The sequence below is a fragment of the Actinoplanes sp. NPDC021490 genome (assembly GCF_055562135.1).
On sequence record NZ_JBVHFW010000026.1, the window covers coordinates 132,354 to 153,681 of the forward strand.

Genomic DNA, 21,328 nt, shown 5'->3' on the forward strand with positions numbered 1-21,328 from the left:
CAAGGAGTTTCTCCCCATGCGACGTAGTACCGCAGCCGCCGTCGGCACCCTGACCGGCGCCGCCCTGATCATCGGGGTGCGACTGAGCGTGACGCCGCCCGAGGCCCCTGTCGCCCAGGCCCCGGTCTCCAATCTGGAGAACAGCACCGCGGCGCCGTCGAAGAAGCCGGCCACCAAGGCGCCCGCCGACGGCGCGGCCAAGGGCGGCGGGAAGCAGGCCGAGAAGCCGGCCGAGAAGCCCAAGAGTGGCCTCAAGGACGGCGTCTTCAAGGGCGGCGCGGCCGCCAACCCGTACGGGAAAATCCAGGTCACCATCAAGGTCGAGGGTGGCGAGATCACGGCGGCCGAGGCGACGTACCCGACCGCCAACGACAGCGGCACGATCAACCCGCCCGCGATCGACAGCCTCAAGCAGTCGACGCTGCAGGCCCAGAACGCCGATGTCCAGGCGGTCTCCGGGGCGACCTACACCAGCGAGTCCTATGTCAAGTCATTGCAGGCAGCGCTGGACGCCGCAAAGGCGTAGGGTCACGCTCTGTGCGCCATGTCGAACATGTGATGGGGACGACGGTCAGCATCGAGCTGGCCGACGATCGGCCCGACGACGAGCTTCGCCGCCTCGTCGCGGGAGTGTGTGACTGGCTGCACGAGGTCGACGCCCGATTCAGCACGTACAAGGCGGACAGTGAGGTGTCCCGGTTCGGACGCGGGGAACTGCGCCTCGAGGATGCCTCGGACGACCTGCGACACGTTCTGGAAGTCTGCGCCGACCTGTGGCGCGACACCGACGGCTACTTCGACGCGTACGCCTCGGGTTCGCTCGACCCCTCCGGCTACGTCAAGGGCTGGTCGGTCGAGGTGGCGTCGCGGCGGCTGGCCGAGGCGGGGTCGCACGACCACTACATCAACGCGGGCGGCGACATCCGGATGCGCGGCCGCCATCCCGAGGGCGGCCCGTGGCGGGTCGGCATCCGGCATCCGTGGGAGGCCGACAAGGTCAGCTGGGTGCTCGCGCTTAACGACGGCGCGGTGGCCACCTCGGGCACCTACGAGCGCGGCGATCACGTGATCAACCCGCGTACGGGCCAGGCTTCCCAAGGACTGCGCTCGGTCACCGTTGTCGGCCCGGATCTGTCGGTGGCCGACGCGTACGCCACGGCGGCCCTGGCGATGGGCGAGGCCGGCATCGCCTGGCTGGCCAAGCGGGCGGCCGACGGTTACGACTCCGCGGTCGTCACCGACGACGGCCGGGCCTTCAGCTCGGCGAACCTGCCCGCAGCGGTCTGATAGCACAAGTTTAGACGGGCTTCCCGGCCGTCCACAGGCTGGGCGGCCCGTCCGTGCGGTTATCCACAACCGGGTGAAACTGGGCGGCGTTCATCGACCGGTTTGAGGCAGCATGACGTCGTGAACTTACGGGGACCGGCACGCTTTCTCTGGTGGTTGGGACGCACGAACAAGGGACGGGTCGGGCTGGGCGCCGTCTTCGGCTCGCTGTGGTTCCTCAGCCTGGCCACCATTCCGTGGCTCATTTCCCAGGCCATCGACCACGGCGTGGCCCAGCGCGACCGCGGCGCGCTGCTCGGCTGGGCCGCCACCGTTCTGGTCGTGGGCGCGGCCAGCGCCGGCCTCGGCATCATGCGCCACCGCAGCATGACCAAGTTGCGCATGACGGTCGCGCTCCAGACCGCCGACCTGGTGATGACCCACGCGACCCGGCTCGGCTCGGCGCTGCCCCGGCGGATGACCGCGGGCGAGGTCGTCACCATCGGCATCTCCGACGTGTGGACGATCGGCCGTTCCATGAACGTCGGCGGCGTCGGCGTCGCGGCCACCCTGGCCATCTCGGTGGTGGCGACGATCCTCTTCCGCACGTCCCCCATGCTCGCCGCGGTCGTGCTCATCGGCGTACCGGTGCTGGCGCTCTTCGTCGGCCCGCTGCTGCACCGGGGTCAAAAGGCCGGTCTCACCTATCGCGAGCAGCAGGGCGAGCTCAACACCCGCCTGGTCGACGTGCTCGGCGGCCTGCGCATCCTCAACGGCCTCGGCGGCAAGGAAACACACCTTTCCCGGTACGACCGTCAGTCCGCGCGCCTGCGCGACCAGGGCTATCGCGTGGGCGGCCCGTTCAGCTGGATCGGCGCGCTCGGCGACGGGCTCCCGGTCGTGTTCCTGGCCGTGGTCGTCTGGCTGGCGGCCCGGCTCGCCGTCTCCGGCGAGCTGACCGTGGGCGAGCTGGTGGGCGTCTACGGATACACCGCCATGCTGGTCATCCCGGTCAACGTGATGATCTTTTGCTCGTTCGACGTCGCCCGCGGCCTGGTCGCCGCCCGCCGCGTCGTCGACTTCCTGCGCCTGCCCGAGGACGACCTCTCCGGCGCCCCCGGTCCCGACCGTCCGGCGTTGCTGCACGACCCGGCGTCCGGGGTGGTCGCCGAGCCCGGCCGCCTGACCGCGCTGGCCGGCGCCCGCCCGGCCGACGCCGCCGAGGTGATCGACCGTCTGGGGCGCTACGGGCCGACCGACGCGACCTGGGGCGGCCTCCCGCTGACCGAGATCGCCCAGCGCGAGATCCGCTCCCGCATCCTGGTCGCCGAGCCGCACGCCGACCTGTTCGCCGGTCAGCTCCGCGATGTCGTGGCCGGGAGCGACGAGCCCGACGACGAACGCGTCCACGCCGCGATCCGGACCGCCGTCGCGCACGACGTGGCGTCCGACCTGAGCCGGCCGATCGAATGGTCCGGCCGCAACATCTCCGGCGGCCAGCGCCAGCGGGTGCGGCTGGCCCGGGCCCTCCACGCCGACCCCGAGATGCTGCTCGCGGCCGAGCCGACCTCGGCCGTCGACGCGCACACCGAGGCGGCCATCGCCGAACGCCTCACCGCCGCCCGCCGCGGCCGGGGCACGGTCGTGGCCACCACGTCGCCGGTGCTGCTCGACCGGGCCGACGTCGTGCACTACCTGGTCGACGGGCGGGTCGCCGCCACCGGCACCCACCGCGAGCTGCTCGCCTCCTGCCCGGGCTACGACGCGCTGGTCACCCGTGTCTTCGGGGACGACCAATGAGCACCACCCTGCCCGTCGCCGATCAACGCGGAGTGGCCCGGGCCGCGCTGCGCCTGATCGCCGCCGACCGCCGCTCGATCGCCGCCATGACCGTCCTCAACGTCCTGGCCGCGCTGGCCGGCCTCGGCGGGCCCTTCCTGCTGGGCCGCATCATCGACGCGGTCGCCGGCGGCGGGGGAGTGGACACCGTCGACCGGCTCGCCGCGGGCGTGCTGGCCTGCGCGATCGCCCAGACCCTGCTGGCCCGCCAGTCGCTCGGCATCGCCTACCGCTTCGGCGAACGCACCGCCGCCCGCATCCGCGAGGGCTTCCTGCGCCGCTCGCTCGGCCTGCCCGCCGCCGTGATCGAACGGGTCCCCGCGGGTGACCTGGCCGCCCGCGGCACCACCGACGTCGACGCGGTGGCCAACACGCTGCGCGACATCCTGCCCAACATCCTGATCGGCATCGTCCAGATCATCTTCATCGTCGTCGCCGTGCTGCTGCTCAACCCGCTGCTCGGCATCGTCGGCATCCTCGGCCTGTCCGGCATCTGGTTCGCCACCCGCTGGTATCTGCGCGTCGCCCGCCCCGCCTACCTCAAGGAGGGCGAGGCCAACTCCCGGCTGGCCGACGAGCTGTCCGCGACCACGTCGGGCGCCCGCACCGTCGAGGCGTTCGGGCTGGCCGAACGGCGCCTCGCCGCCGGCCGCGACGCGATCGAGCAGACCCGTCGCACGCGCCTGGCCACCCTCGGGCTGCGCAGCGTGTTCTTCCCGTCGGTCGAGATCTCGTACGCGGTCCCGAGCGTTCTGGTCCTGCTGCTCGGCGGATTCCTGTACTTCTCCGGGCACGTGTCGCTGGGCACGGTCGGCGCGGCGGTGCTCTACCTGCGCCAGCTCGTCGGCCCGCTCGACATGATCCTCATCTGGATCGAGTCGTTGCAGAGCAGCAGCGCGTCGTTCGCCCGCGTCGAGGGGCTCGCCGCCGTCCCGCCGGGGCCGCCGATGTCGACGATCATGCCGCGGGACGACCGCATCGAGATCTCCGAGGTGCGTTACGCGTACGACGAGGGCCGCGACGTCCTGCACGACGTGTCGCTGACCGTACGGCCGGGGGAGCGGCTGGCGATCGTGGGCCTGTCCGGCGCGGGCAAATCGACGCTGGGCCGCCTGATCGCCGGGGTGGACCGGCCGTCCTCGGGCTCGGTGGCCGTGGGCGGGGCGCCGGTCGCCGACCTGCCACCCGACGAGCTCCGCCGCCAGGTCGTCCTGGTCACGCAGGAGCACCACGTCTTCCGCGAATCGCTGCGCGACAACCTGATGATCGCGGCCCCCGACGACGAACTGCGGCGTGCGCTCAAGACGGTCGGAGCCGACTGGGCCGACGACCTCGACGTCGACCTTGGCGAGCACCCGCCCGACGGGGCCCAGGCCCAGCAGTTGGCCCTGGCCCGGGTGGTGCTGGCCGACCCGCACACGGTCATCCTCGACGAGGCCACGGCGCTGCTCGACCCGACCGCGGCCCGCACGGCGGAACGGGCCCTGGCCGCGGTGCTCCACGAACGTACGGTGATCGCGATCGCCCACCGCCTGCAGACGGCCCACGACGCCGACCGGGTGGTCGTGATGGAGGACGGCCGGATCATCGAGGTCGGCACGCACGACGCCCTGGTCGCGGCGGGCGGCTCGTACGCGGCTCTCTGGCACTCCTGGCACAGCTAGGGCTTCGTTTCGTGGCCGAGCCCTAGCTTCGGAACACGCCGTCCAGGGCCAGGTCGATGGTGCGGTCGGCGGCGGCCCGGGCCGGCAGCCCGCCGTCCAGAGTGCCCTCGAGCACGCCCTCGACCATGGTGAAGATCAGCACGAGGTCGCCGGGTTCCAGATCACGCCGTACGAAGCCGTGCTCCTGGGCCCGGCGCAGCGGCTCGGCCAGCAGGGTCACGATCCGGCGCAGGTAGCGGCCCTGCACGGCCGGTTCGAGACCGCGGGCCAGGCGGACGAGCGGGCGCATGTTGACCTGGGCGCGCAGCACGCCGTCGAGCATCGGGCGGAAGGCGGCCGGCTGCTGGCTGGTCGCGGCGACACAGGCCTCCAGACGCTCGACCTGGCAGGCGATGACCGCGGTCGTGAGGGCGTACCGGTCGGGAAAATGGCGGTAGAGGGTCGCCTGGCCGACGCCCGCCCGGCGCGCGATCTCGGGCATGCCCACGGCGGCGCGCTCGCTGGTCATCACGTCGCAGGCGGCGCGCACAATGGCGTCCCGGTTGCGCTGAGCATCGCGGCGCCGTGGCGCCTGCACCCCGTACAACATCGGCCGCCCTTCCCGCCTGGGTCGCCCCTCGAAGTGACCTACGTTACTGGCTAGTAACGATAATGTCATGAAGTTCAATTTCTCGGAACCGGCTCTTACGCTGCGGAAACTGGAGCGCTCCAGCCCCTCCCATAGGCGAACCCCCGTACGGACGTGCCACCGCGTCCGACGGTTCGGGGTTCGTCGACCTTGCTCTGCATGAGGAGAGCGCATGGAGCTCCGTCGCATCCTGCTCGGCGTCGCCTTGTCGGCCGGTCTCGTCCTCCCCGGCGTCACCCCGGCCTCGGCCGCGCCCTTGTCTGCCCCGGCCCCGCCCTTATCCGCTTTGGCCTCGCCCTTATCCGCCGCGGCTGGCCTTTCGTCTGCGGCTGTTCCCACCACCGGCTACAGGTTTGTCGACATTTCGGGCGCCGGCGTCACACTCAAAGCCAATGTGATCGCCCCGGCCGCCGCGGGCCGCTACCCGGCCGTCATCCTCCCGTCGAGCTGGGGGCTGAACGACCTCGAATACCTGGCCCAGGCGAAGAAGCTGGCCGAGGGCGGGTACGTCGTCGTCTCGTACACGCCGCGCGGCTGGTGGTCGTCCGGCGGCGAGATCGACACGGCCGGCCCGAAGGACATGGCCGACCTGTCCAAGGTGATCGACTGGACGCTCGCGAACACGCCGGCCGACCCGGCGCGCGTCGGCACGGCCGGAATCTCGTACGGGGCCGGAATCAGCCTGCTCGGCCCGGCTTTCGACAAGCGGATCCGGGCCGTGGCGATGATGAGCGGCTGGACCGACCTGGTGTATTCGCTCTACAGCGACTCGACCCGGCACCGCCAGTCCGCCGGTCTGCTCGAACTGGCCGCCGACCTGCTCGGTAACCCCGGCCCCGATCTCAGCGGCAAGCTGGCCGACTTCAAAGCCAACCGCGACGTAGCCGGCGTGATGGCCTGGGCGCGCGTCCGTTCCCCGGCGACCTACCTCGCACAGATCAACGCGAACGCCCCCGCCGTGCTGATCGCCAACGCGTGGGGCGACTCGTTCTTCCAGCCCAACCAGTTGGTCGACTTCTACCGCCAGCTCAACGGCCCCAAGCGCCTCGAACTGCGTCCCGGCGACCACGCGATCGCCGAACTGGGCGGCATCTTCGGCTTCGAGAACGACGTCTGGACCAGCGTACGGTCCTGGTTCGACAACCACCTGGCGGGCGGCGCGCCCAGCAGCCAGCCGCCGGTGCTCGTGCGGCCGGACAATGCGGCCACCGAGTCTTACGCCGACTGGTCGGCCCTGAACACCTCGACCACCCGCTACGGCCTCGGCCGCATCCGAACCCTCGACGGCACCGGCCTCCTCGGCGGCGCCCCCACCACCGGCTGGACAAAGGCGCTGCCCACCGACAAGGACACGATCGCCAACGGCGGCGTAGTCCTGCTGACCAACGGCGTCTCGGCCTTCACCAACCAGCGCCCGTCAATCTGGCTCCCCACCGTCGACCGCACCCGAGCCGGAGTCTGGGCCGCGGCCCGCCCCGCCACACCCCTCAAGATCCGAGGCATCCCGCGCGTCCACCTCAACCTGACCCAGCCCGAGGGTTCCGCGGTCGTCTACCTGTACGACCTCGACACCCTCGGCACAGCCCGCCTGATCACCCACTCCCCGGTCACCTGGTCCGGAACCGGCTCGGTCGACCTGGCCCTCTCCGCAGCCGCCTACGACGTACCCGCCGGCCACTCCCTGACCCTGGTGATCGACACAGTCGACCCGCTCTACTACGACGCCAACGCCCCCAACCAGCAGGTCACCATCACCGGCGGCTCCTACCTGGACGTCCCCACCCGCTAGTCCCGTCGGCCCGCCCGCCCGGCGCTCGTCCGCTCGTCCGGCGGCGGTGGCCGGCGCCCGTTCGAAGGCCGCGCCCGCCGTGGCCCGGCTGCGCCCGCCGTGACCCGGCTGCGCCCACCGTGACCCGGCTGCGCCCACCGTGGGCCCGGCCGCACCCCGCACGCTCGAGGTCGTCCCGCTCCCAGCGGTCGAGGTCGTCCCGCCCCACCCGGGTGGGGCGGCCTCAGCCGTGCTTACGCCCGTGCCGGTGACGATGCCCGTGACCGCCGCCGCGCAAGCCCCCATGTGCCCCGCTGGCCATGACCGCCTTCCGCGCCCGCCAGGCCAGCAACGACCCGATCGACACCGCCGACAGGATCGACCCGACCGAAGCGAACGACGCGATCGACCCGACCGAGCCGAAGGACCCGATCGACCCGATGGACAGCGCCGACCCGGTAGAACCGATCGACAGCACCGACCCCTTCGAATAGATGCTCAGCACGGAACCCTCGGACTTGTACGACAGGATCGAGTCCTTTTTCATCCGGCGATTATCGTCCTCCTCCCCACCATCACGCTGACCCGGAGTCCGTCAGAAATCCGCGCAGATGTACGGCATCTGCCGCGGAAACATGCTGCTCAGTACCCCGACCGCAGCCCCGTCGACCTGCCCCAGCCCGCGCGTGATCACCTCGACCGGGTCCAGAACCCCGTACAGCAATCCGCTGAACCCACCCACCGAGAGCGTCGCCGCCGGAGCCGCCGTCCCCTTGGTCACCGTGAGCCGCCCGCCCTCGCCGACCAGGCGCCACGACCCACCCACGAACTCGTCGTCCGGGATCTCGATCGTCACCTCGCCGTCCCCCACCGCGGTGCCGCTCAGCGCCGGCATGTCGAGCACCCGCACCATCGCCCCGCCGTGCGTCGGAAAATCGACCCGCCCTTCGGTGGTGACCTGGAAATCCGTGCCCCACAGCTCGGGCACCTCGTCGGTGCCCACCCGCACGTGCACCCGCGCCACCTGGTCGACGTGCCGCCCGAAGAATTGCAGCAGCAGCGCCCGCCCCAGCGATCCGGTCGTCAGAAGATCGGACCCATAGAGATCCCCGCCGTACGACTTCACGCGGTAATCCACGGCCCCCACCACCTCACCGCCGGCCCGGGCGATCGCCACCCACCGCTTTTCCTCCCGGAACTCGGCCGCCCGCGCCTCATCGAAGACAGCAAACCCGTGCCGCTCGCCGAGCAGCCGCCGATGCAGCGCCCGCAACTCTTCGAACCCCTCCCGCATGGGCAGCCGCTCGACCTCACCCGGCAAGTCGGCCCGATTCAGGTGAGAAAGACCTTCAGGGGCAAACGTCGCGATGCGGTGCCGAGGCGTCCCCACATATCCGAAACGGGCATAAAAGCTCGGCCGGAACGGATACAGCGCGCTGACGGTGTGCCCTTCCTCGCGAACCTGCCGCAGCAGCCGCTCGATCACCCCGCGAACCAGCCCCCGCCGGCGCGCAGACGGATGCGACGCGACCGAGGCAACGCCGGCCATGTCGTGCACCTTGCCTCGCACGTTCTGCCGCATCCGCAGCGACGCCGCGCAGGCCAGCGCCGTCCCGCCCTCCTCCGCGACCATGTTGACCGCAGTCTCGAAGAACCGCATGCGCCCCGCGTACGCCGCCTCGTCGTCCTCCGGCCAGGGAGAAGCCATGAACGCGTACGACTGAAGGGGAAACATGGCCGCCGTACGCTCCGCCGCGCTGATCTGTCGGAACTCCATGGGCCCATCCAACACTGGGAGCCCCCTTCGCCGCCCGCCCGTTTCGTGGCCTGTGGATAACTCGGGAACTCCCTGCTGACCCCACCCGCGCGACGCGCCGGGGTACCCCGGTTTGGCAAGCCCCCAGGTGACCCGCTAATGTTTCTTCCGTCGCCGGGCAAGCCCGAAACACTGGGCCGGCCGAACGACATGCGGACGTAGCGCAGCTGGTAGCGCATCACCTTGCCAAGGTGAGGGTCGCGGGTTCGAATCCCGTCGTCCGCTCGGAGAGGCCTTCACAGTCGTGCTGGGCCGCCTCGGTGGAGTGGCCGAGAGGCGAGGCAACGGCCTGCAAAGCCGTCTACACGGGTTCAAATCCCGTCTCCACCTCGGCAGTATGCTGTACCCCAAAAGGGGCGATTGGCGCAGCGGGAGCGCGCTTCCTTGACACGGAAGAGGTCACTGGTTCGATCCCAGTATCGCCCACCAGCTCAGAGGCCATATCCCATCGATGGATATGGCCTCCTTTCGTCTCTGGGTGACTAACTGAGTGACTAAGCCTCAGAGTCGTCGTCGAGAGCGAAGATCCGATCCATGGCGTTAGCGCCGGTGAGTAGGACCGGCCGGAGCTGATGGCGGTACACCTTCTCGGTGACCGAAGTGCCGGAGTGACCGCACAGGTCGGCGATGTCTTTGAGGGAAACTCCGCCATCGGACAGCAGTGACACGAAGCTGTGACGTAGCTCCCGAGGTGTCCAGTCAGCCGGGTTCAGACCAGCGGCCTTGGTGATGCGGCGGAACGCGCGACGGACGTTGGCAGCGTCGAGCGGGGTACCGATCGAGGAGGCGAAGACCAGGTCGAGCGCTTGCCAGTCGGTGCCGGCCTTTTCGCGGTCCTGATCTTGCAGGCTTTGTTGGGTACGCAGGGCAACCACGCCTCGCAAAGGTATGGCGAGGGTGCGCCGGGATTTGCGGGTCTTAGTGTCGCCGCCTTCGCGGACGGAATGCCACACCTGGATAGAGGGCGGTACGGGGTCGTCGGCGCCCGGTCGGCCGTCAAGGTCGACACGTGCCCAGGTGAGCGCGCGGAGTTCTTCGGTGCGAGCACCGGTAAGGAGCGAGAGCACCACGTAGGCGTAGAGACGGGACTCTTCGGCTGCGCTCAGGAGCGCCTGGGCGGCGTCGAGGGTGAGCGATTTGGAGGGGCGACCGGGCCTGCCCGTGGGCACACCGCAGAGGGCGACGACGTTGCGGTTAACCTTGTCCCGGGCCATGGCCCGGATGACAGCACGATTCAGGCACTCGTACACCCGCTGGACAGTGCTCGTGCTGAGGTTCTTGGCGATCTGCAGCAGCCAACGATCAACGTCGGCGGCGGTCAGGTCTCGCAGTTTGCGGGCACCGAGGCTCGCCGTGATGTGCTTGCACAGGTGGCGATTCTTTTCGACGGTGTTGGCGCTACGGCCACTCAGGCCGTACGTGAGCCAGTCTTCGACGGCTTGAGCGACGGTGTAGCCCGTCTGCGCAGTGGAAAGCCCGTCCTCGTACTCGCGGATCTTCACGCGGAGGGCAGCGCGGGCTTCAGTCTTGGTCTTGCCGCTAGCTTTGCGGACGATGCGCTTGCCTGCCGGGGTGTAGCCGACGGTGACTGAGGCGATCCAGCGCTGGCGCGCTTCGTCCCAGTGCAGTCCGCCATCGCCCCTGCTACGGCGTTTGGTCATGCGGCGACTCCTTTCGTGCTCTCCCTTTCCAGTAGGGAGACGTATTCGGTGATGGCCGACTCGGGAACGAGTCGGGTGCGGCCTTCTTTGACGGTGCGCAGTCGGCCGGAGCGGATGAGTTCGTAGATCACGGAGCGGCTGAGGCTCAGTTGCTGCATGGCTTCGGGTATGCGGTAGAGAGCCTTCCGCTGGGGTTCGGTCAACGGTGTTCCTTCCAGGTCGTAGTCAGGCGGCTTGCAGGGAGGGTTGGACGGTGGCACCGGCTTCGTGGGCGAGTTCGTCGCGGCCGGTTTCGTGTCGAGCGCGGGCCATGGCGGCGGCGGTGTTGGCGAGCAGCGCATCGCCGTTGTTGTGCCAGCCAACTCCGGCGAAGGTCAGGGTGCCGACGATCAGCGTCGTCTCGTCGAGGTGGTCGACGGTGTGGACGGTGCCGGGATCAGTGGCGGTCTGGTCTTCGGTGCGGCGGTAGACGATGCGGGTGTCTCGGAGGGTGGCGAAGCGCACGACGCGGCGGCGGGTTTTGGTGAGGAAGTGGCCAGCGAAGCCGAACCGGTGTGCCCAACGACGCAGCCGCGTGTACGGGTTGGTGGCCGTGCCGCCGCTGGCCGTTTTGGTGTCAAGGCTGGCTTGACGCTCGGCGACGCAGACAGGGCAGGTGCGGTACCGGGTGTGGGTTCCGCAGTCTGTGCAGTCCCAGGCATCGCCGAAGGTGCCACCGAGTCGGCCGTGGTAGGCGCGCCAAGCGCGTAGACCGCCACCGTCGCTGGGGGTGCCTTGAGGGTCGCGTCCGAGCCGCCAGCACGCAGCGATAAGGCGGTCAACGTGGTTGCCGTCGGGACGGTGCTGGCCGATGGTGTCATCGGTGATACGGGTGGAGGAGAAGCCAGTGGCTTCGGTGCTCTTGGTTGTGTACTTGGCGAGGTAGCCGGCCTTTTGCGAGGCGACCTGTTCGCCGACCATGTCGTCGGTGATGCTGCCGTCCCCGGCAAGGGTGAGCGGCTGGATGTCGAACCCCTTGTCAGGATCTCCCCACCGGATGTCCCAACCTTCAGGCTGGTCGGGGTGTGCCGGGGTGGTGAAGGAGATAGTCCGGACCGCGTGGCGGAAGGCAGCGATGATGTCGTCAACGTCGACGCCCGGCGGTGGAATAAGGACGGCGTCGGGATCGTCGGGGTGGACGCCGTCGAGGCGGACCAGGGCGTGGAAGTGCACGACGGCGCGGCGTTGCATCTCAGCGGCTTTGCCGTGGGTGAGCTGCGCCGGTGGAACCATGCGAACCTTGCCGCGCGGGGTCCTCTTGGCGACCGGGGACAGGCCGCGGGCCTTGCAGACCTGGGTGAGGTAGCGGTCCGCGGCTTGTTTGGTGCGGTGCCACAGTTCGGTGGAGAACAAGTTCCACACGACGTGGTGATCGTGGTCGTAGCAGTCGAGGCACAGCGGCTGACCGAGAGCGGGGTCGTCGGCGGTGTGGCGTCGCCAGCAGACGACCGGGCGCCCATGGTCGCAGGGGCCAGGGGTGTCGCGGCGGGCGTGGCAGGGTTCGGCTGGGCAGGTGCAGCGTTTGCGGTTCGTGCAGATGTGTTTCCGGACGACGCGGGTGTGCACCGTGCCGAAACTGGGCGCGGTGAAAGTGGGGAACACGGCAGGGTGCTTGGCGACCGTGGCCGGGATCCCTTTGCCACCAACGAGGAAGCTGCGCAGGATCTGGTAGGCGTCGCGCTGGTAGGTGCGGGCGCAGGAGGGGCAGACCGAGGCGAGCCGCGTGCCGCAGGCCTTGTAGATGGCGGCGTCGGGGAGCTGGTCGGTGTGCCGGGAGTCGAGCAGGCGTCCAGTGGCCGCTTCGACGCTATCGAGAGTGCCGGACAGCCGGATCGGGCGAGTGCAACCCGCAGCGGCTTGCACGTGGGACAGCCAGTCGAAATAGTCCGGGCTCGAGGCGCGGGCCAATGCTTGCCCGGCGGCTGAGGAGTGGGCGGCCGGCGGGGTCCAATCGGTTGCGGCGTTCGATCCCGTACCCCGGGCAGACTGCTCCCGGGGTACGAGGTCCAGCGTCGAACTGGTCATGGTTAGGCAGCGATCCCGTTGGTGGGGTGCTGGGGGCCGGTGTAGGTGAAGGTCACCGTGCGTTCGATGACGGTGATCCGGCAGGCCGGGCACCGCTGTTCGCGGGGCACGTGGCGTCCGCAGTCGATGACGGCGGTGGTGTCACCGGATCGGACGGTGACGGGGTTGCGGCAGGTGCCACCGACGGCGATGGCGACGGCGGTGCGCCGGGTGTCGTAGGGGTGCGCCTCGTCAGGGTTGGCGGGGCATGTATGGGTGTAGTGGTGGACGTCGACCTGTACGGCGGTCATCGGGTACCGCCAAGGACAGGTGTACTGCCGTTGATCCTCGCCGGGTTGTCGATCGTGGTCAGGAGTTGTCCAGCGATGGCTGATGAGGTGCCCAGCCGGGCGGCGAGCTCGTGGACGGTGATCGGCTCGGTAGAGGTTTGCCGGTGCTGCACGATGACCATGCGGGCAGCTGAGACGAGCCGGGCCGGGATGGCGTGTTCGCTATCAGCGGTGGCCGGCGGCGTTGTCGGCGCGGCAGAAGGCGGAGTCGGCGGCAGGCCGACTGGTGTCGTTGTGCTGGGTTGTGCAGCGGTGGCCGGGACCGAGTCGTCAGCCGGTGTGGTGTCGTCGGCGGTGCCGGTACTCGCGGCGCGTGCCCGGATCGTGTTAGCGGCGGCGAGCAGTTCGGCGGCTTGTTTGTCGATGGCGGTGAAGTCGGGTCGGATGCGTCCGGCGACGAGTTCGACGCCGATGACGAGGACGACGACCAGGGCGAAGACGATGCGGAGGCCGAGGTCGCCGGGGGCGGCGAAGTTGACGGTGGAGGAGAGCAGGGCGGCGCCGATGAACACGGCCATGGCCCAGCGTTTGGCGTCACGTGCGATGCCGTGGGTGCGGACGACGATCAGCATCGAAACCATGGCGGTGTCGAAGATCGCCGGGGGTAGGTAGGCGAACAGGCCCGCGCCTTTGGTGGCGAGGTAGTGGGCCTGGTGGAGGTAGCTGGTGACGAGTGCGCCGATGAGGGTGAGCCGGTTGTACCGCTTCACACTCTCGATGGCTTTGAGCATGTCCGGCACGGCGCTCTTGGCGTACTCGGTAGCGAACTCCTCGGTCAAACTCGATGCCGTAACAGGGTGCGGGTCCGGAGTATCGGCCGGTGTGCCGCGTGTTTTGCGCAGCTTCATCGGATGCCTCCGTCGTTGGTGACGGGGATGATGGCGGCGATGCCGTTGCACTGGCTGCAGAAGATGGCGGCCAGGTCGTCAGCGAGCATTTCGTTGATGCGGTCGTCGAGGGTTTCGTATTCAGCGGGGAACACGGAGGTGTCGGCGCAGTCGTTGCACCACCGTTGGGTGGGGCACAGTCGAAGGACTGGCCCGAGTTCGGGGTGGATTCCGGCGGGAGCCATGCCGTCGATGCACCACACACAGTCAGGTGCAGTGGTGTTGTCGTGGCGGTCGTAGAGGCTCATCGCACGTACTCCTCAGGCAGTGAGGTGGACAGGCGGTTGCCGGTCAGGTCGTTGAGTTGGTTGTCGGTCAGGGCGTCGAGCACGTCGGGGTTGATGCCGTAGCGGCGGCGGCGCAGCAGTGGCCGGGTGATAGCGGCGCTGGGGCACAGCGGTGCTGTGCGGCTGTAGCGGTGCCCGCAGGCCGGGCAGCTCTGGGGGACCGGAAGTGTCTTGGGGGTGTGGTCGGCCCAGACAGCGACGAGGTCGGCGACGGTGACATTCATGCCGCCGGTCAGCAGCCGCCGATCGAGGCGTGGCGAAGACGCGTTCATGACGGTCCTCCGGGTTCGCATTGCAGGCATGCGCCGGTTGAGCGGGGGATGTAGTAGTTGCGGAGCTGGCCGCAGTGGCGGCAGGTGCGCCGGGCGAGAAGTGCTTTGCTGATGGCCGCGAGCTGTGCCGGGGTGGCGTGCCGCTTGGGGGCGGCGAGGTCGCGGCGGTAGAGGTGCGCCGTGCGGACCTGCTTGCGGTGCCGCCACAGGATTTGTGCAACGGGGCCGTATCCGTTGGGGCACAGGCCTTCTGCCCGGAGCTGGCGTCGGGTGGCCAGGTTGTCCGGGGCGTAGCGGAACGGGAAGGTTGGGAAGCCGTAGTGGCTGCCGTCGGGGTCGTAGAACTCGACGCGGATGCCGGTGCGCTGTCCGAGCGCGTCGAGGAACGGGTTGCTCAGTGCTGAGGCGGTCATTGGTCGTCGCCTCCCCAGCGTTGTTGGGCGGCTTGGCGGGTGATGCCGAGGCGTTGGCCGATTTCGGCCCAGGAGTAGCCGTGTGAGCGCAGGCCGGTCACGGCATCGCCGATGGCCTCGTCCAGGAGGGAGGCGAGTCCGACCATGTCGGTGAGGGCTTCGACGTCGCCGGTGGCGATGCGACGGGCATAGGCGCGGATGATGCGCCGGACGAAGGCGGCGTATTCGTCGTTCTCGACGACGTCGCGGCGGCGGGGTGTGGCCGGCTTGTTGTCGCCGGATGGCTGGATCGTCAAGGTGTGGTTGACGTAGGACAGGCTCATCGGGAGCCTCCGGCGCGGTGTGCACGGTCCCAGTCGTCGGCGGCCTCGTTGAGCGCCTGAACGACGTCTCTATCGGTGGTGTAGGGGTTGTCGTTGAAGCCACCGATGATGTCGATCGCGCTAGTAGCGTGATCGCCAGCGGCGTAATCGTCGTCGAGGTAGGCAGCGAGCACACGCATAGCGGCGATGGCAGCTACGGAGGCGATGGCGTCGGTTCCGTCGTCGGAGCAGAGCACCGGTCGACCGTGGGCGGCGATGCCGATAGCCCCGCCAGCGCAGGCAGGCGGGAACGACTGCTCGGAGAGCATGTTGAAGAATTCGCCGGTGGTCCGGCCGTAGATCTCGATGTAGGTGACAGCGCAGCGCAACAGCGCGGAGGGACACATCGGGTCGGATTCCGATGTGTTGGTCGGTTGGTGGGTAGCCTTCATGGCAGCCACGTCCTTTTCGTGAGGTGTGGTTGTTGGGTGGACAGGACCGGTCGTGCTGGCAGGCGTTGAGCCGGTCCTGTCGTCCGTCAGTGCTGGCGCAGTTGTGGGTTGGGCGCCCGGTCAGCAGCCAGGGCAGTGCCGCCGGCTTGATGAGCGCAGGCGAGCCGCCGAGATGAGGACAGCGGCGATGGCCACGAGGGCGAGGACGACCGCGGCGGTGTGCTCGGCGACGAGCTCCACGAGCTGGCCGAGCAGATAGGCGGCGGCGGAGACGAGTCCGGCGGCTGTGGCGGTGACCGCTGTGATGACTATCGTTGTGCGGGAACGCCGCGAGCGCCTGATGCGAGTGCGGGCGTGTTCGCCGACGGAGTTGACCCGTGTGGTGGGTCGAACGGGTCGCATCTCGCAGAGCCGCATGGTGATCTGGGTGCGGCCGTCGGACGAGGGACCGGATGCGGTGATACCGACGAAGGTGCCCTTGTCCCGGTAGTTGTTGACGACGTTGCGCAACTGCGGCTCGGTGCCGGCCACGGTGATGTCGCGGTAGACGCCGTACATGACGGGCGGTTCGGTGAGGGGTGTGATGCGGATGGTCATGCTGCCATCTCCCATTGGTTGTCAGTGGGTGGTGCGGGAACGGTGATGCCGGACGGGCGTCGCATCCAGGCGGCGTAGTCGGCGATGGTGTAGATCTGCTCGTCGCTCAGATACGCGGCTTTGATCAGGTACGGGGCTCGTTTCCCGGCGCGCAGAAGCGCTTCCCCGGGGTTGTCCGGGTTGATTTTTGAGGCGTCGTAGCCCATGTCGGCGTGACCGTCGCCGAGGATCACGTCGGAGCTGCCGTTGGTGGTGCAGTGGAATGCGCAGCGGTAGCCGAAGAGGTCCCGCAGGCTGGCGGGGATGATGTCCCAGCTGGTGCGCTGGGTCGCGGCGATGACAGGCATGCCGCAGGCGCGGCCGAGCGAGACCAGGCCTCGGAGGAGTTGTTCGAACTCCTTTTGCTGCTCGGGTGTGCCGAGCACGGTGGTGAACATGGCGAGTTCGTCGATGATGGTGACGATGGTCGAGAGGAGGTCTTCTCGGCGGACCTTGCGGCGGCGTTGCGACAGGATCCACAGGTAGCGGTTGCGGGCGACGGTGAGCAGCCGTCGCATGACGCTGATGCCTTTGTCGATTTCGTCGCCGATGAACTCGTCGGCCACGTCGATGTAGGGGCCCAGCTCGACCCATTTGGCGTCGAACAAGACGAGGCGTGTGTTGTCGGCCAGGGCTGACGTTCCGGCTGCCAGGTTGACCAGGCCGGATTTGCCACCGCCGGGTTCTCCGGCGATCAGCAGGTTGTGATAGACGACGTCGAGCATCACGTGCTCGCCGAACTCGTCGATGCCGATGAACATCGGGTCGAACATGGACAGGCCAGGAGCGACCGGTACCCGATCTATACCGAGGGGATCGCGGTCAGCGAAGGTGGTCATGGTGTGGGCCTCCGGTAGGCGATAAAGTCGGGGAGGCCGACGCGGGGCCGCGGTTTAGAGGCCCATTGGCCCTCGCGTCGGTCCCTATCTAGGCAGTTGCGGGTGTGGTGATGGGGTCCCAGCCCGGGGCTGCACGCCGGATACGGCGGTGCTGCGCTTCCTGGACGAACAGGGCCGCGTTGAAGGCGCAGGTCGACGCGAGCGTGATGACGATGAGGCGTTGCACCTCGGTCAATCCGGTCTGGTTGTCGCTGGACGGGTCGTAGCCGTCGAGCAAGAAAATCTTCGTCAGCGCCTGTGCTGAGGTCATCAAGTCGTCAGCGGTCTGTAGCAGGTGTGCTGCCACGGTGCGGTCGTTGGCCCGGTTGGCGAGCAGCCAGAGGTCCGCATGACGGGTGACGTCACGGGCGGTGAGGCAGTTGATGTGTTCGGGCTGGTTGAAGGCTTTCAAGTCGAGGGTCATGGCAGTTGTCCTCTCAGTCCCAGGGGTCGAAGTCGGGGGAGTCGGCGACCGGGGCCGTCTTGGCGCTGGCCGGCTTCTTGCCGTTAGCGCCGGTGGCCGGCTTCGCGGATGCGGCACGCGGGGGTTCCTCGCGGACGTCCGGTAGGTCAAGCCCGGTCGGGACGTCGGTAGGTGCCGTATACGTGAACGGCATGTGGTCGGTGTCGATGACACCGGTCAACGTCGAGTTGACCTTGGCGGTCAGGACCTCGCGGCGTTTGATGTCGAAGCGCAGATAGCCGGCCTTGCCGCTGTTGCTGGCGAGTTCGACCAGAGCCGAATCCGCGTGGCAGGTGACCGCGATCTCATCGAGTCGGTCCTGCAGCTTCTTGAGCGACAGGCCGGGCCGCAGGTAGACCCAGACACGTTCCCCGACCGGGGTCGGGCGTGCCCACAGAATCAGCGGCAGGCTGCCGGACTTGTTGGCGATGATGAACTGCGAGAAGCACACACGCAGTCGGTGCCGGACGATGAAGCACCACGCAACAGCGGTGATCCGGCGTCGGATGGGTGTGACAGCGGCCGAGAGGCCGGCCAGGGGTGCCACGATGGCCAGGGTGACCAGGGCTGGAGTGGCATTGGCCAGGGCGATCCATCCGTAAACGAGCGCCGTCGCGGCGCCGATCTCAGGTGTCCACCACCAGAGCATCCGCAGGACTGGCCAAATCCGGACGAGCGTCCAGACGAAAAGGCCGGTTGCGAAAGCGATGGGGGCGGCCAGTAGCCCCGCCAGGACCGGGTGCATACGGTCAGACGCCACAGTCAGGGCGAGGATGCCGACGACCAGAGCGGTGAGGATGAACGCCATCCGGGCGTTACGTGCTGAGGACCGCAGCACCTTCTGTTCGATAACGGTGACGGTTCCGGACCTTCTGCCGAAACCGAAACCTCGGGTAGATTTGGACACGACACGTCCTCCCTGATGAATGGGATGGATGGGTTGAGAAGGCGTGGGGTCGGCAGGTTCGCAGCCAATAACCGGCCCTACGTCGTTTCTTCGATCGAATGTCGAAGGCGGCGAGGCTGGCAGGGATGAGACCAGTACCAGCCCCGCGCCACACTTCGGAAATGCTTCGGCCGTCATTTGCGGCCGTGGTCGAGGATGCTGGAGAACCAGCGGGATTCCTGGACCGTCAGATTGACTCAGTGGAGATGACGACCGCGTTCGGTCACGGGTTTGCCACGGACACTGTGGCTTGGGTGTTCCGGTTTGCTCGAAGTGCTACTTGCTCGCCGAGGTACTCGTCAGGGGCTTCAGCGACGCCGCGCGGAACGCAGTGCCGTTACGACCGTTGGTAGCCCATGCCTTGGCCTCCAGCTGCTCGACAGCGACGAACTGACCAACCTCCACCGACGGAATTTCACCAACCGTCGTAACGTTGATCACCTCGCCACCCGTCTCGTCGAGCGCGACGACCTGGGTCTGCCACATCGGACGGCCCGTTCCCCTCTCGGAACGCTGGTTGCCCTTCTCGTCCACCTTCGGCTGAGCCTTCTTCGCCACCGTGAACGTGATGCCGGTGGTGTCCACGTAGATCTTCATGAGGGTTTCCTCCCTGAAATTGAGCGCGCCCCTTTGGACGTTTGCTCAGGTTCGGCAACCTTCCGTTGCCCAAGGAAATTCAACCTCCCGAAACGCCTTTGGAGCAGGTCCCGGATGTGGTCTGGAGCTAGTCCCCTTATAGTCCCGTTTGTAGTCCTGCCCCTTTGAAACGGCTCCGAGAAGAGCTACATTTGCAGAGCATCACATCGATGGAGGACATCGTGGGACCTGCGGGATTCGGTGACCAGCTACGCCAAGCACGACAGCAGCGCGGCCTAACGCAGCAAGAGGTTGCGGAGGAGCTGGCGAAACTCTCTTGGTCGCAACACAAGGCACACGTCGGCGTCGACCGCCAGATGGTTTCAAAGTGGGAGCGCGAGCTTAAGCTGCCTGATCGGCTCTACCGGGAGCTTCTACGGTCGCTCTACGGGGCCACAGATGAACAGCTAGGTTTCAAGACTGGTGTTGACACGTCGAAGCCGGCCATCGCCGGGGAGTCGTTGCTCGAGTCGCCACTGGACGTGGCCGAGCGGACGCAGGCGCTGTTAGGAACCAACGTAAGCGACGACGCGATCCAGCAGCTCAACGATGTGGTGAAAATTGTTGTCGACGGATACGAAACTATCGGCCCGGCACAGCTTGCTCGACGGGTAGTGCTTCAGAGGCAGCGAGTCGAACAACTGTTGTCGGGTAAGCAGCTGCCGCGCCAACGAGAACGCCTATACGAGTCGGCCGCGCAGTTTTCGGCTCTCCTCTCCTATATGGCCGTCAATCTAGGCAAGTTCGCATTAGCAGACGCGTACGCAAAAGAGGCTTTCACGCTTGCAAGGTTGGTAGACGCCAGTGACCTTATGGCCTGGGTACGCGGCACGGAAAGCTTCTGCGCCTACTACCGCAAGGATTACGTCACCGCCGCTGAGGTCGCCCGTGATGGTCTCCGCTATGCAAAGGGAGGACCACAGGCGGTCCGACTCGCGATCAACGGCGAGGCGCGCGCCTTGGGCAAGCTAGGCGACGCAACAGGAGTCGCCACGGCCGTCGAGACTGCCTACAAGACGGCGGATCGTTACGACACACCGCCAGGGGTCTCCTCGTGCATCTCACTAGGGATCTACAGTCCGGCGAGGATTGCAGCTAACGCTGTGACAGCGTTCGTCTCGCTCGGCATGACGGACCAGGTGGCCGCGTACTCTGAGCGGGTAAGCCCAGCGATGGAGTTGTCAGAGTCGTCGTGGACCCAGTCGCTAGTGCGGCTTGACACTGCTACGGCCATGGTCTACTCCGAGCGCCCCGAACCTGAAGAAGCTGCCAGCCTGGTGATCGAAGCTCTCACCATCTCTGCCGATAGGCCGATCACCTCGGTCCTCACTCGGAGCCAAGAGTTCCTCGACGCCGCGAGCCGATGGGAAGGTCTGCCATCGATCCACGAAGCGACCGAGACGTTGAAGGCCGCTCGGAAACGATGATTCACGATCGGCCAACGGAGGCCTCTGACACGGTGCAGGAGGACTGGGACCGGTTTCAGGCCGTGCGCACTATGACGAACCATTGGGACAGGCCTGGTTGGAGCCCTGCGCGTGAGGCGTACTACTGGTACCTCAGTTTCGATGCACCCGACTTGGTGAGAATGGCCAAGGCCTGCCAACAGAAGCTCTGCTTTCCGTACCTCGATCCGGTACCTCTAGATAGCCTGCATGTCACACTCGCAAAAATCGGCTGGACAGATGAGGTTCGGTCAGGCGATGTCCAACGAGTAGCAAGGCTCGCGCGCGATATGACAACGTCCCATCGAGCCTTTCAGCTTCAATTTGGCCCAGTCGCCGGCTCTCCTGGCGCAGTCCGATTCAGCGTCTCGCCATGGGCACCTGTTACCGCTCTGAACGAAACTCTGAAGACAGCGAACGAAGCGGTTCTCAAACGAACGTTCGACCAAGCAGAGTTTCGGCCTCACCTGGGTGTCGCATACAGCAATGCAGTTGTCGAGACGACCGAGCTGATCGAAGCTGTAGGGGCGTTGCGGCAGATGCCAACTGTGGATGTCACGGTTAGCGAGTTCGAACTAGTTCGCCTTCGGCGGGAAGGTCACTCCTACGCCTGGTCGACGGTCAGAACTTTCCCGCTGACCTAGTAAGTCCTGCGAAAGGCACGGCCGGTACAGAA

The 21,328-nt window shown here is 67.6% G+C and carries 25 protein-coding genes and 3 tRNA genes; 10 read left to right on the plus strand and 18 right to left on the minus strand.

The features are described from left to right. Positions 1-16 precede the first annotated feature (16 nt). From ACZ3I4_RS45175 to ACZ3I4_RS45190, 4 genes are all read left to right on the plus strand, one after another. A complete protein-coding gene (locus tag ACZ3I4_RS45175) occupies positions 17-526 on the plus strand; it encodes an FMN-binding protein (protein ID WP_465388336.1) in 510 nt (169 codons plus the stop codon). A 32-nt stretch (positions 527-558) separates the two neighbouring features. Beyond that, a complete protein-coding gene (locus ACZ3I4_RS45180) occupies positions 559-1,287 on the plus strand; it encodes an FAD:protein FMN transferase (protein WP_465388371.1) in 729 nt (242 codons plus the stop codon). Between the two features lie 156 nt (positions 1,288-1,443). Beyond that, on the plus strand, positions 1,444-3,066 hold the full coding sequence (locus ACZ3I4_RS45185) for an ABC transporter transmembrane domain-containing protein (protein ID WP_465388337.1): 1,623 nt from the start codon (positions 1,444-1,446) through the stop codon (positions 3,064-3,066). Next, positions 3,063-4,769, plus strand: coding sequence for an ABC transporter ATP-binding protein (locus ACZ3I4_RS45190; RefSeq protein ID WP_465388338.1), 1,707 nt, complete (start codon positions 3,063-3,065; stop codon positions 4,767-4,769). Before ACZ3I4_RS45185 ends, ACZ3I4_RS45190 begins: the two co-directional genes overlap by 4 nt. Positions 4,770-4,791: 22 nt before the next feature. On the opposite strand, the gene ACZ3I4_RS45195 is transcribed toward ACZ3I4_RS45190, so the two are convergent. Next, complete coding sequence (locus tag ACZ3I4_RS45195) at positions 4,792-5,358, minus strand: TetR/AcrR family transcriptional regulator (protein ID WP_465388339.1); 567 nt, start codon at positions 5,356-5,358, stop codon at positions 4,792-4,794. 325 nt (positions 5,359-5,683) lie between these two features. Here ACZ3I4_RS45195 and ACZ3I4_RS45200 point away from each other — a divergent pair, with 325 nt between their 5' ends. Beyond that, positions 5,684-7,186 (plus strand): CocE/NonD family hydrolase, encoded by a 1,503-nt coding sequence (locus ACZ3I4_RS45200; protein ID WP_465388372.1) that lies wholly within the window; start codon positions 5,684-5,686, stop codon positions 7,184-7,186. Positions 7,187-7,409: 223 nt separating this feature from the next. Here the strand turns inward: ACZ3I4_RS45200 and ACZ3I4_RS45205 are convergent, their stop codons facing one another. Further along, positions 7,410-7,712 (minus strand): hypothetical protein, encoded by a 303-nt coding sequence (locus ACZ3I4_RS45205; protein ID WP_465388340.1) that lies wholly within the window; start codon positions 7,710-7,712, stop codon positions 7,410-7,412. 48 nt (positions 7,713-7,760) lie between these two features. After that, on the minus strand, positions 7,761-8,942 hold the full coding sequence (locus ACZ3I4_RS45210; protein ID WP_465388341.1) for a GNAT family N-acetyltransferase: 1,182 nt from the start codon (positions 8,940-8,942) through the stop codon (positions 7,761-7,763). 191 nt (positions 8,943-9,133) lie between these two features. Between ACZ3I4_RS45210 and ACZ3I4_RS45215 the strand changes: the two genes are divergently transcribed. The 3 genes from ACZ3I4_RS45215 (at position 9,134) to ACZ3I4_RS45225 (ending at position 9,410) form a co-directional block, all read left to right on the plus strand. Continuing rightward, a tRNA-Gly gene (locus tag ACZ3I4_RS45215) sits at positions 9,134-9,206 on the plus strand. A 34-nt stretch (positions 9,207-9,240) separates the two neighbouring features. Then, positions 9,241-9,311, plus strand: a tRNA-Cys gene (locus ACZ3I4_RS45220). Between the two features lie 24 nt (positions 9,312-9,335). Then, positions 9,336-9,410, plus strand: a tRNA-Val gene (locus tag ACZ3I4_RS45225). Positions 9,411-9,475: 65 nt separating this feature from the next. Here the strand turns inward: ACZ3I4_RS45225 and ACZ3I4_RS45230 are convergent. From ACZ3I4_RS45230 to ACZ3I4_RS45300, 15 genes are all read right to left on the minus strand, one after another. Continuing rightward, the gene (locus ACZ3I4_RS45230) at positions 9,476-10,642 is read right to left on the minus strand and encodes a site-specific integrase (protein WP_465388342.1); all 1,167 of its coding nucleotides are present in this window, start codon (positions 10,640-10,642) and stop codon (positions 9,476-9,478) included. Further along, a complete protein-coding gene (locus ACZ3I4_RS45235; protein ID WP_465388343.1) occupies positions 10,639-10,845 on the minus strand; it encodes a helix-turn-helix domain-containing protein in 207 nt (68 codons plus the stop codon). Before ACZ3I4_RS45235 ends, ACZ3I4_RS45230 begins: the two co-directional genes overlap by 4 nt. A 22-nt stretch (positions 10,846-10,867) precedes the next feature. Continuing rightward, entirely contained in the window at positions 10,868-12,706 is a 1,839-nt protein-coding gene (locus ACZ3I4_RS45240; protein WP_465388344.1) for a replication initiator, read from the minus strand. Between the two features lie 2 nt (positions 12,707-12,708). Beyond that, a complete protein-coding gene (locus ACZ3I4_RS45245) occupies positions 12,709-12,996 on the minus strand; it encodes a hypothetical protein (RefSeq protein WP_465388345.1) in 288 nt (95 codons plus the stop codon). Then, positions 12,993-13,883 carry a DUF2637 domain-containing protein gene (locus ACZ3I4_RS45250; protein WP_465388346.1) on the minus strand — a complete coding sequence of 297 codons (891 nt, stop codon included), beginning with the start codon at positions 13,881-13,883 and terminating at the stop codon, positions 12,993-12,995. Before ACZ3I4_RS45250 ends, ACZ3I4_RS45245 begins: the two co-directional genes overlap by 4 nt. Next, positions 13,880-14,170: a hypothetical protein gene (locus ACZ3I4_RS45255; RefSeq protein WP_465388347.1), complete on the minus strand. Its 291-nt coding sequence runs from the start codon at positions 14,168-14,170 to the stop codon at positions 13,880-13,882. Before ACZ3I4_RS45255 ends, ACZ3I4_RS45250 begins: the two co-directional genes overlap by 4 nt. Then, on the minus strand, positions 14,167-14,481 hold the full coding sequence (locus ACZ3I4_RS45260; protein WP_465388348.1) for a hypothetical protein: 315 nt from the start codon (positions 14,479-14,481) through the stop codon (positions 14,167-14,169). The genes ACZ3I4_RS45255 and ACZ3I4_RS45260 overlap by 4 nt, the downstream gene beginning before the upstream one ends. Continuing rightward, positions 14,478-14,894, minus strand: a complete 417-nt coding sequence (locus ACZ3I4_RS45265; RefSeq protein WP_465388349.1) for an RRQRL motif-containing zinc-binding protein — start codon at positions 14,892-14,894, stop codon at positions 14,478-14,480. The genes ACZ3I4_RS45260 and ACZ3I4_RS45265 overlap by 4 nt, the downstream gene beginning before the upstream one ends. Continuing rightward, positions 14,891-15,217, minus strand: coding sequence for a hypothetical protein (locus tag ACZ3I4_RS45270; RefSeq protein WP_465388350.1), 327 nt, complete (start codon positions 15,215-15,217; stop codon positions 14,891-14,893). The genes ACZ3I4_RS45265 and ACZ3I4_RS45270 overlap by 4 nt, the downstream gene beginning before the upstream one ends. Beyond that, positions 15,214-15,648, minus strand: coding sequence for a DUF6197 family protein (locus ACZ3I4_RS45275; RefSeq protein ID WP_465388373.1), 435 nt, complete (start codon positions 15,646-15,648; stop codon positions 15,214-15,216). The genes ACZ3I4_RS45270 and ACZ3I4_RS45275 overlap by 4 nt, the downstream gene beginning before the upstream one ends. A gap of 120 nt (positions 15,649-15,768) precedes the next feature. Further along, the gene (locus ACZ3I4_RS45280) at positions 15,769-16,245 is read right to left on the minus strand and encodes a hypothetical protein (RefSeq protein ID WP_465388351.1); all 477 of its coding nucleotides are present in this window, start codon (positions 16,243-16,245) and stop codon (positions 15,769-15,771) included. Next, a complete protein-coding gene (locus tag ACZ3I4_RS45285; protein ID WP_465388352.1) occupies positions 16,242-17,123 on the minus strand; it encodes an FtsK/SpoIIIE domain-containing protein in 882 nt (293 codons plus the stop codon). The genes ACZ3I4_RS45280 and ACZ3I4_RS45285 overlap by 4 nt, the downstream gene beginning before the upstream one ends. A gap of 88 nt (positions 17,124-17,211) precedes the next feature. Then, the gene (locus ACZ3I4_RS45290) at positions 17,212-17,586 is read right to left on the minus strand and encodes a hypothetical protein (protein WP_465388353.1); all 375 of its coding nucleotides are present in this window, start codon (positions 17,584-17,586) and stop codon (positions 17,212-17,214) included. A gap of 13 nt (positions 17,587-17,599) precedes the next feature. Next, the gene (locus ACZ3I4_RS45295; protein ID WP_465388354.1) at positions 17,600-18,532 is read right to left on the minus strand and encodes a hypothetical protein; all 933 of its coding nucleotides are present in this window, start codon (positions 18,530-18,532) and stop codon (positions 17,600-17,602) included. A 315-nt stretch (positions 18,533-18,847) separates the two neighbouring features. Then, positions 18,848-19,168 carry a hypothetical protein gene (locus tag ACZ3I4_RS45300; RefSeq protein ID WP_465388355.1) on the minus strand — a complete coding sequence of 107 codons (321 nt, stop codon included), beginning with the start codon at positions 19,166-19,168 and terminating at the stop codon, positions 18,848-18,850. Between the two features lie 209 nt (positions 19,169-19,377). Between ACZ3I4_RS45300 and ACZ3I4_RS45305 the strand changes: the two genes are divergently transcribed. Both ACZ3I4_RS45305 and ACZ3I4_RS45310 read left to right on the plus strand, forming a co-directional pair. Then, positions 19,378-20,634 carry a helix-turn-helix domain-containing protein gene (locus ACZ3I4_RS45305; protein WP_465388356.1) on the plus strand — a complete coding sequence of 419 codons (1,257 nt, stop codon included), beginning with the start codon at positions 19,378-19,380 and terminating at the stop codon, positions 20,632-20,634. 161 nt (positions 20,635-20,795) lie between these two features. After that, a complete protein-coding gene (locus tag ACZ3I4_RS45310; protein WP_465388374.1) occupies positions 20,796-21,296 on the plus strand; it encodes a 2'-5' RNA ligase family protein in 501 nt (166 codons plus the stop codon). Positions 21,297-21,328: the final 32 nt, after the last annotated feature.

Excerpts from the sequence above, each read along its gene's own strand:
- ACZ3I4_RS45195 (WP_465388339.1), bottom strand. The coding sequence starts at position 5,358 with ATGTTGTACGGGGTGCAGGCGCCACGGCGCCGCGATGCTCAGCGCAAC.
- ACZ3I4_RS45190 (WP_465388338.1), top strand. The coding sequence starts at position 3,063 with ATGAGCACCACCCTGCCCGTCGCCGATCAACGCGGAGTGGCCCGGGCC.
- ACZ3I4_RS45250 (WP_465388346.1), bottom strand. The coding sequence starts at position 13,883 with ATGAAGCTGCGCAAAACACGCGGCACACCGGCCGATACTCCGGACCCG.
- ACZ3I4_RS45270 (WP_465388350.1), bottom strand. The coding sequence starts at position 15,217 with ATGAGCCTGTCCTACGTCAACCACACCTTGACGATCCAGCCATCCGGC.
- ACZ3I4_RS45305 (WP_465388356.1), top strand. The coding sequence starts at position 19,378 with ATGGAGGACATCGTGGGACCTGCGGGATTCGGTGACCAGCTACGCCAA.
- ACZ3I4_RS45255 (WP_465388347.1), bottom strand. The coding sequence starts at position 14,170 with ATGAGCCTCTACGACCGCCACGACAACACCACTGCACCTGACTGTGTG.
- ACZ3I4_RS45290 (WP_465388353.1), bottom strand. The coding sequence starts at position 17,586 with ATGACCCTCGACTTGAAAGCCTTCAACCAGCCCGAACACATCAACTGC.
- ACZ3I4_RS45275 (WP_465388373.1), bottom strand. The coding sequence starts at position 15,648 with ATGAAGGCTACCCACCAACCGACCAACACATCGGAATCCGACCCGATG.
- ACZ3I4_RS45205 (WP_465388340.1), bottom strand. The coding sequence starts at position 7,712 with ATGAAAAAGGACTCGATCCTGTCGTACAAGTCCGAGGGTTCCGTGCTG.
- ACZ3I4_RS45210 (WP_465388341.1), bottom strand. The coding sequence starts at position 8,942 with ATGGAGTTCCGACAGATCAGCGCGGCGGAGCGTACGGCGGCCATGTTT.
- ACZ3I4_RS45260 (WP_465388348.1), bottom strand. The coding sequence starts at position 14,481 with ATGAACGCGTCTTCGCCACGCCTCGATCGGCGGCTGCTGACCGGCGGC.
- ACZ3I4_RS45300 (WP_465388355.1), bottom strand. The coding sequence starts at position 19,168 with ATGAAGATCTACGTGGACACCACCGGCATCACGTTCACGGTGGCGAAG.
- ACZ3I4_RS45245 (WP_465388345.1), bottom strand. The coding sequence starts at position 12,996 with ATGACCGCCGTACAGGTCGACGTCCACCACTACACCCATACATGCCCC.
- ACZ3I4_RS45230 (WP_465388342.1), bottom strand. The coding sequence starts at position 10,642 with ATGACCAAACGCCGTAGCAGGGGCGATGGCGGACTGCACTGGGACGAA.
- ACZ3I4_RS45175 (WP_465388336.1), top strand. The coding sequence starts at position 17 with ATGCGACGTAGTACCGCAGCCGCCGTCGGCACCCTGACCGGCGCCGCC.
- ACZ3I4_RS45265 (WP_465388349.1), bottom strand. The coding sequence starts at position 14,894 with ATGACCGCCTCAGCACTGAGCAACCCGTTCCTCGACGCGCTCGGACAG.
- ACZ3I4_RS45180 (WP_465388371.1), top strand. The coding sequence starts at position 559 with ATGGGGACGACGGTCAGCATCGAGCTGGCCGACGATCGGCCCGACGAC.
- ACZ3I4_RS45310 (WP_465388374.1), top strand. The coding sequence starts at position 20,796 with ATGGCCAAGGCCTGCCAACAGAAGCTCTGCTTTCCGTACCTCGATCCG.
- ACZ3I4_RS45280 (WP_465388351.1), bottom strand. The coding sequence starts at position 16,245 with ATGACCATCCGCATCACACCCCTCACCGAACCGCCCGTCATGTACGGC.
- ACZ3I4_RS45240 (WP_465388344.1), bottom strand. The coding sequence starts at position 12,706 with ATGACCAGTTCGACGCTGGACCTCGTACCCCGGGAGCAGTCTGCCCGG.
- ACZ3I4_RS45285 (WP_465388352.1), bottom strand. The coding sequence starts at position 17,123 with ATGACCACCTTCGCTGACCGCGATCCCCTCGGTATAGATCGGGTACCG.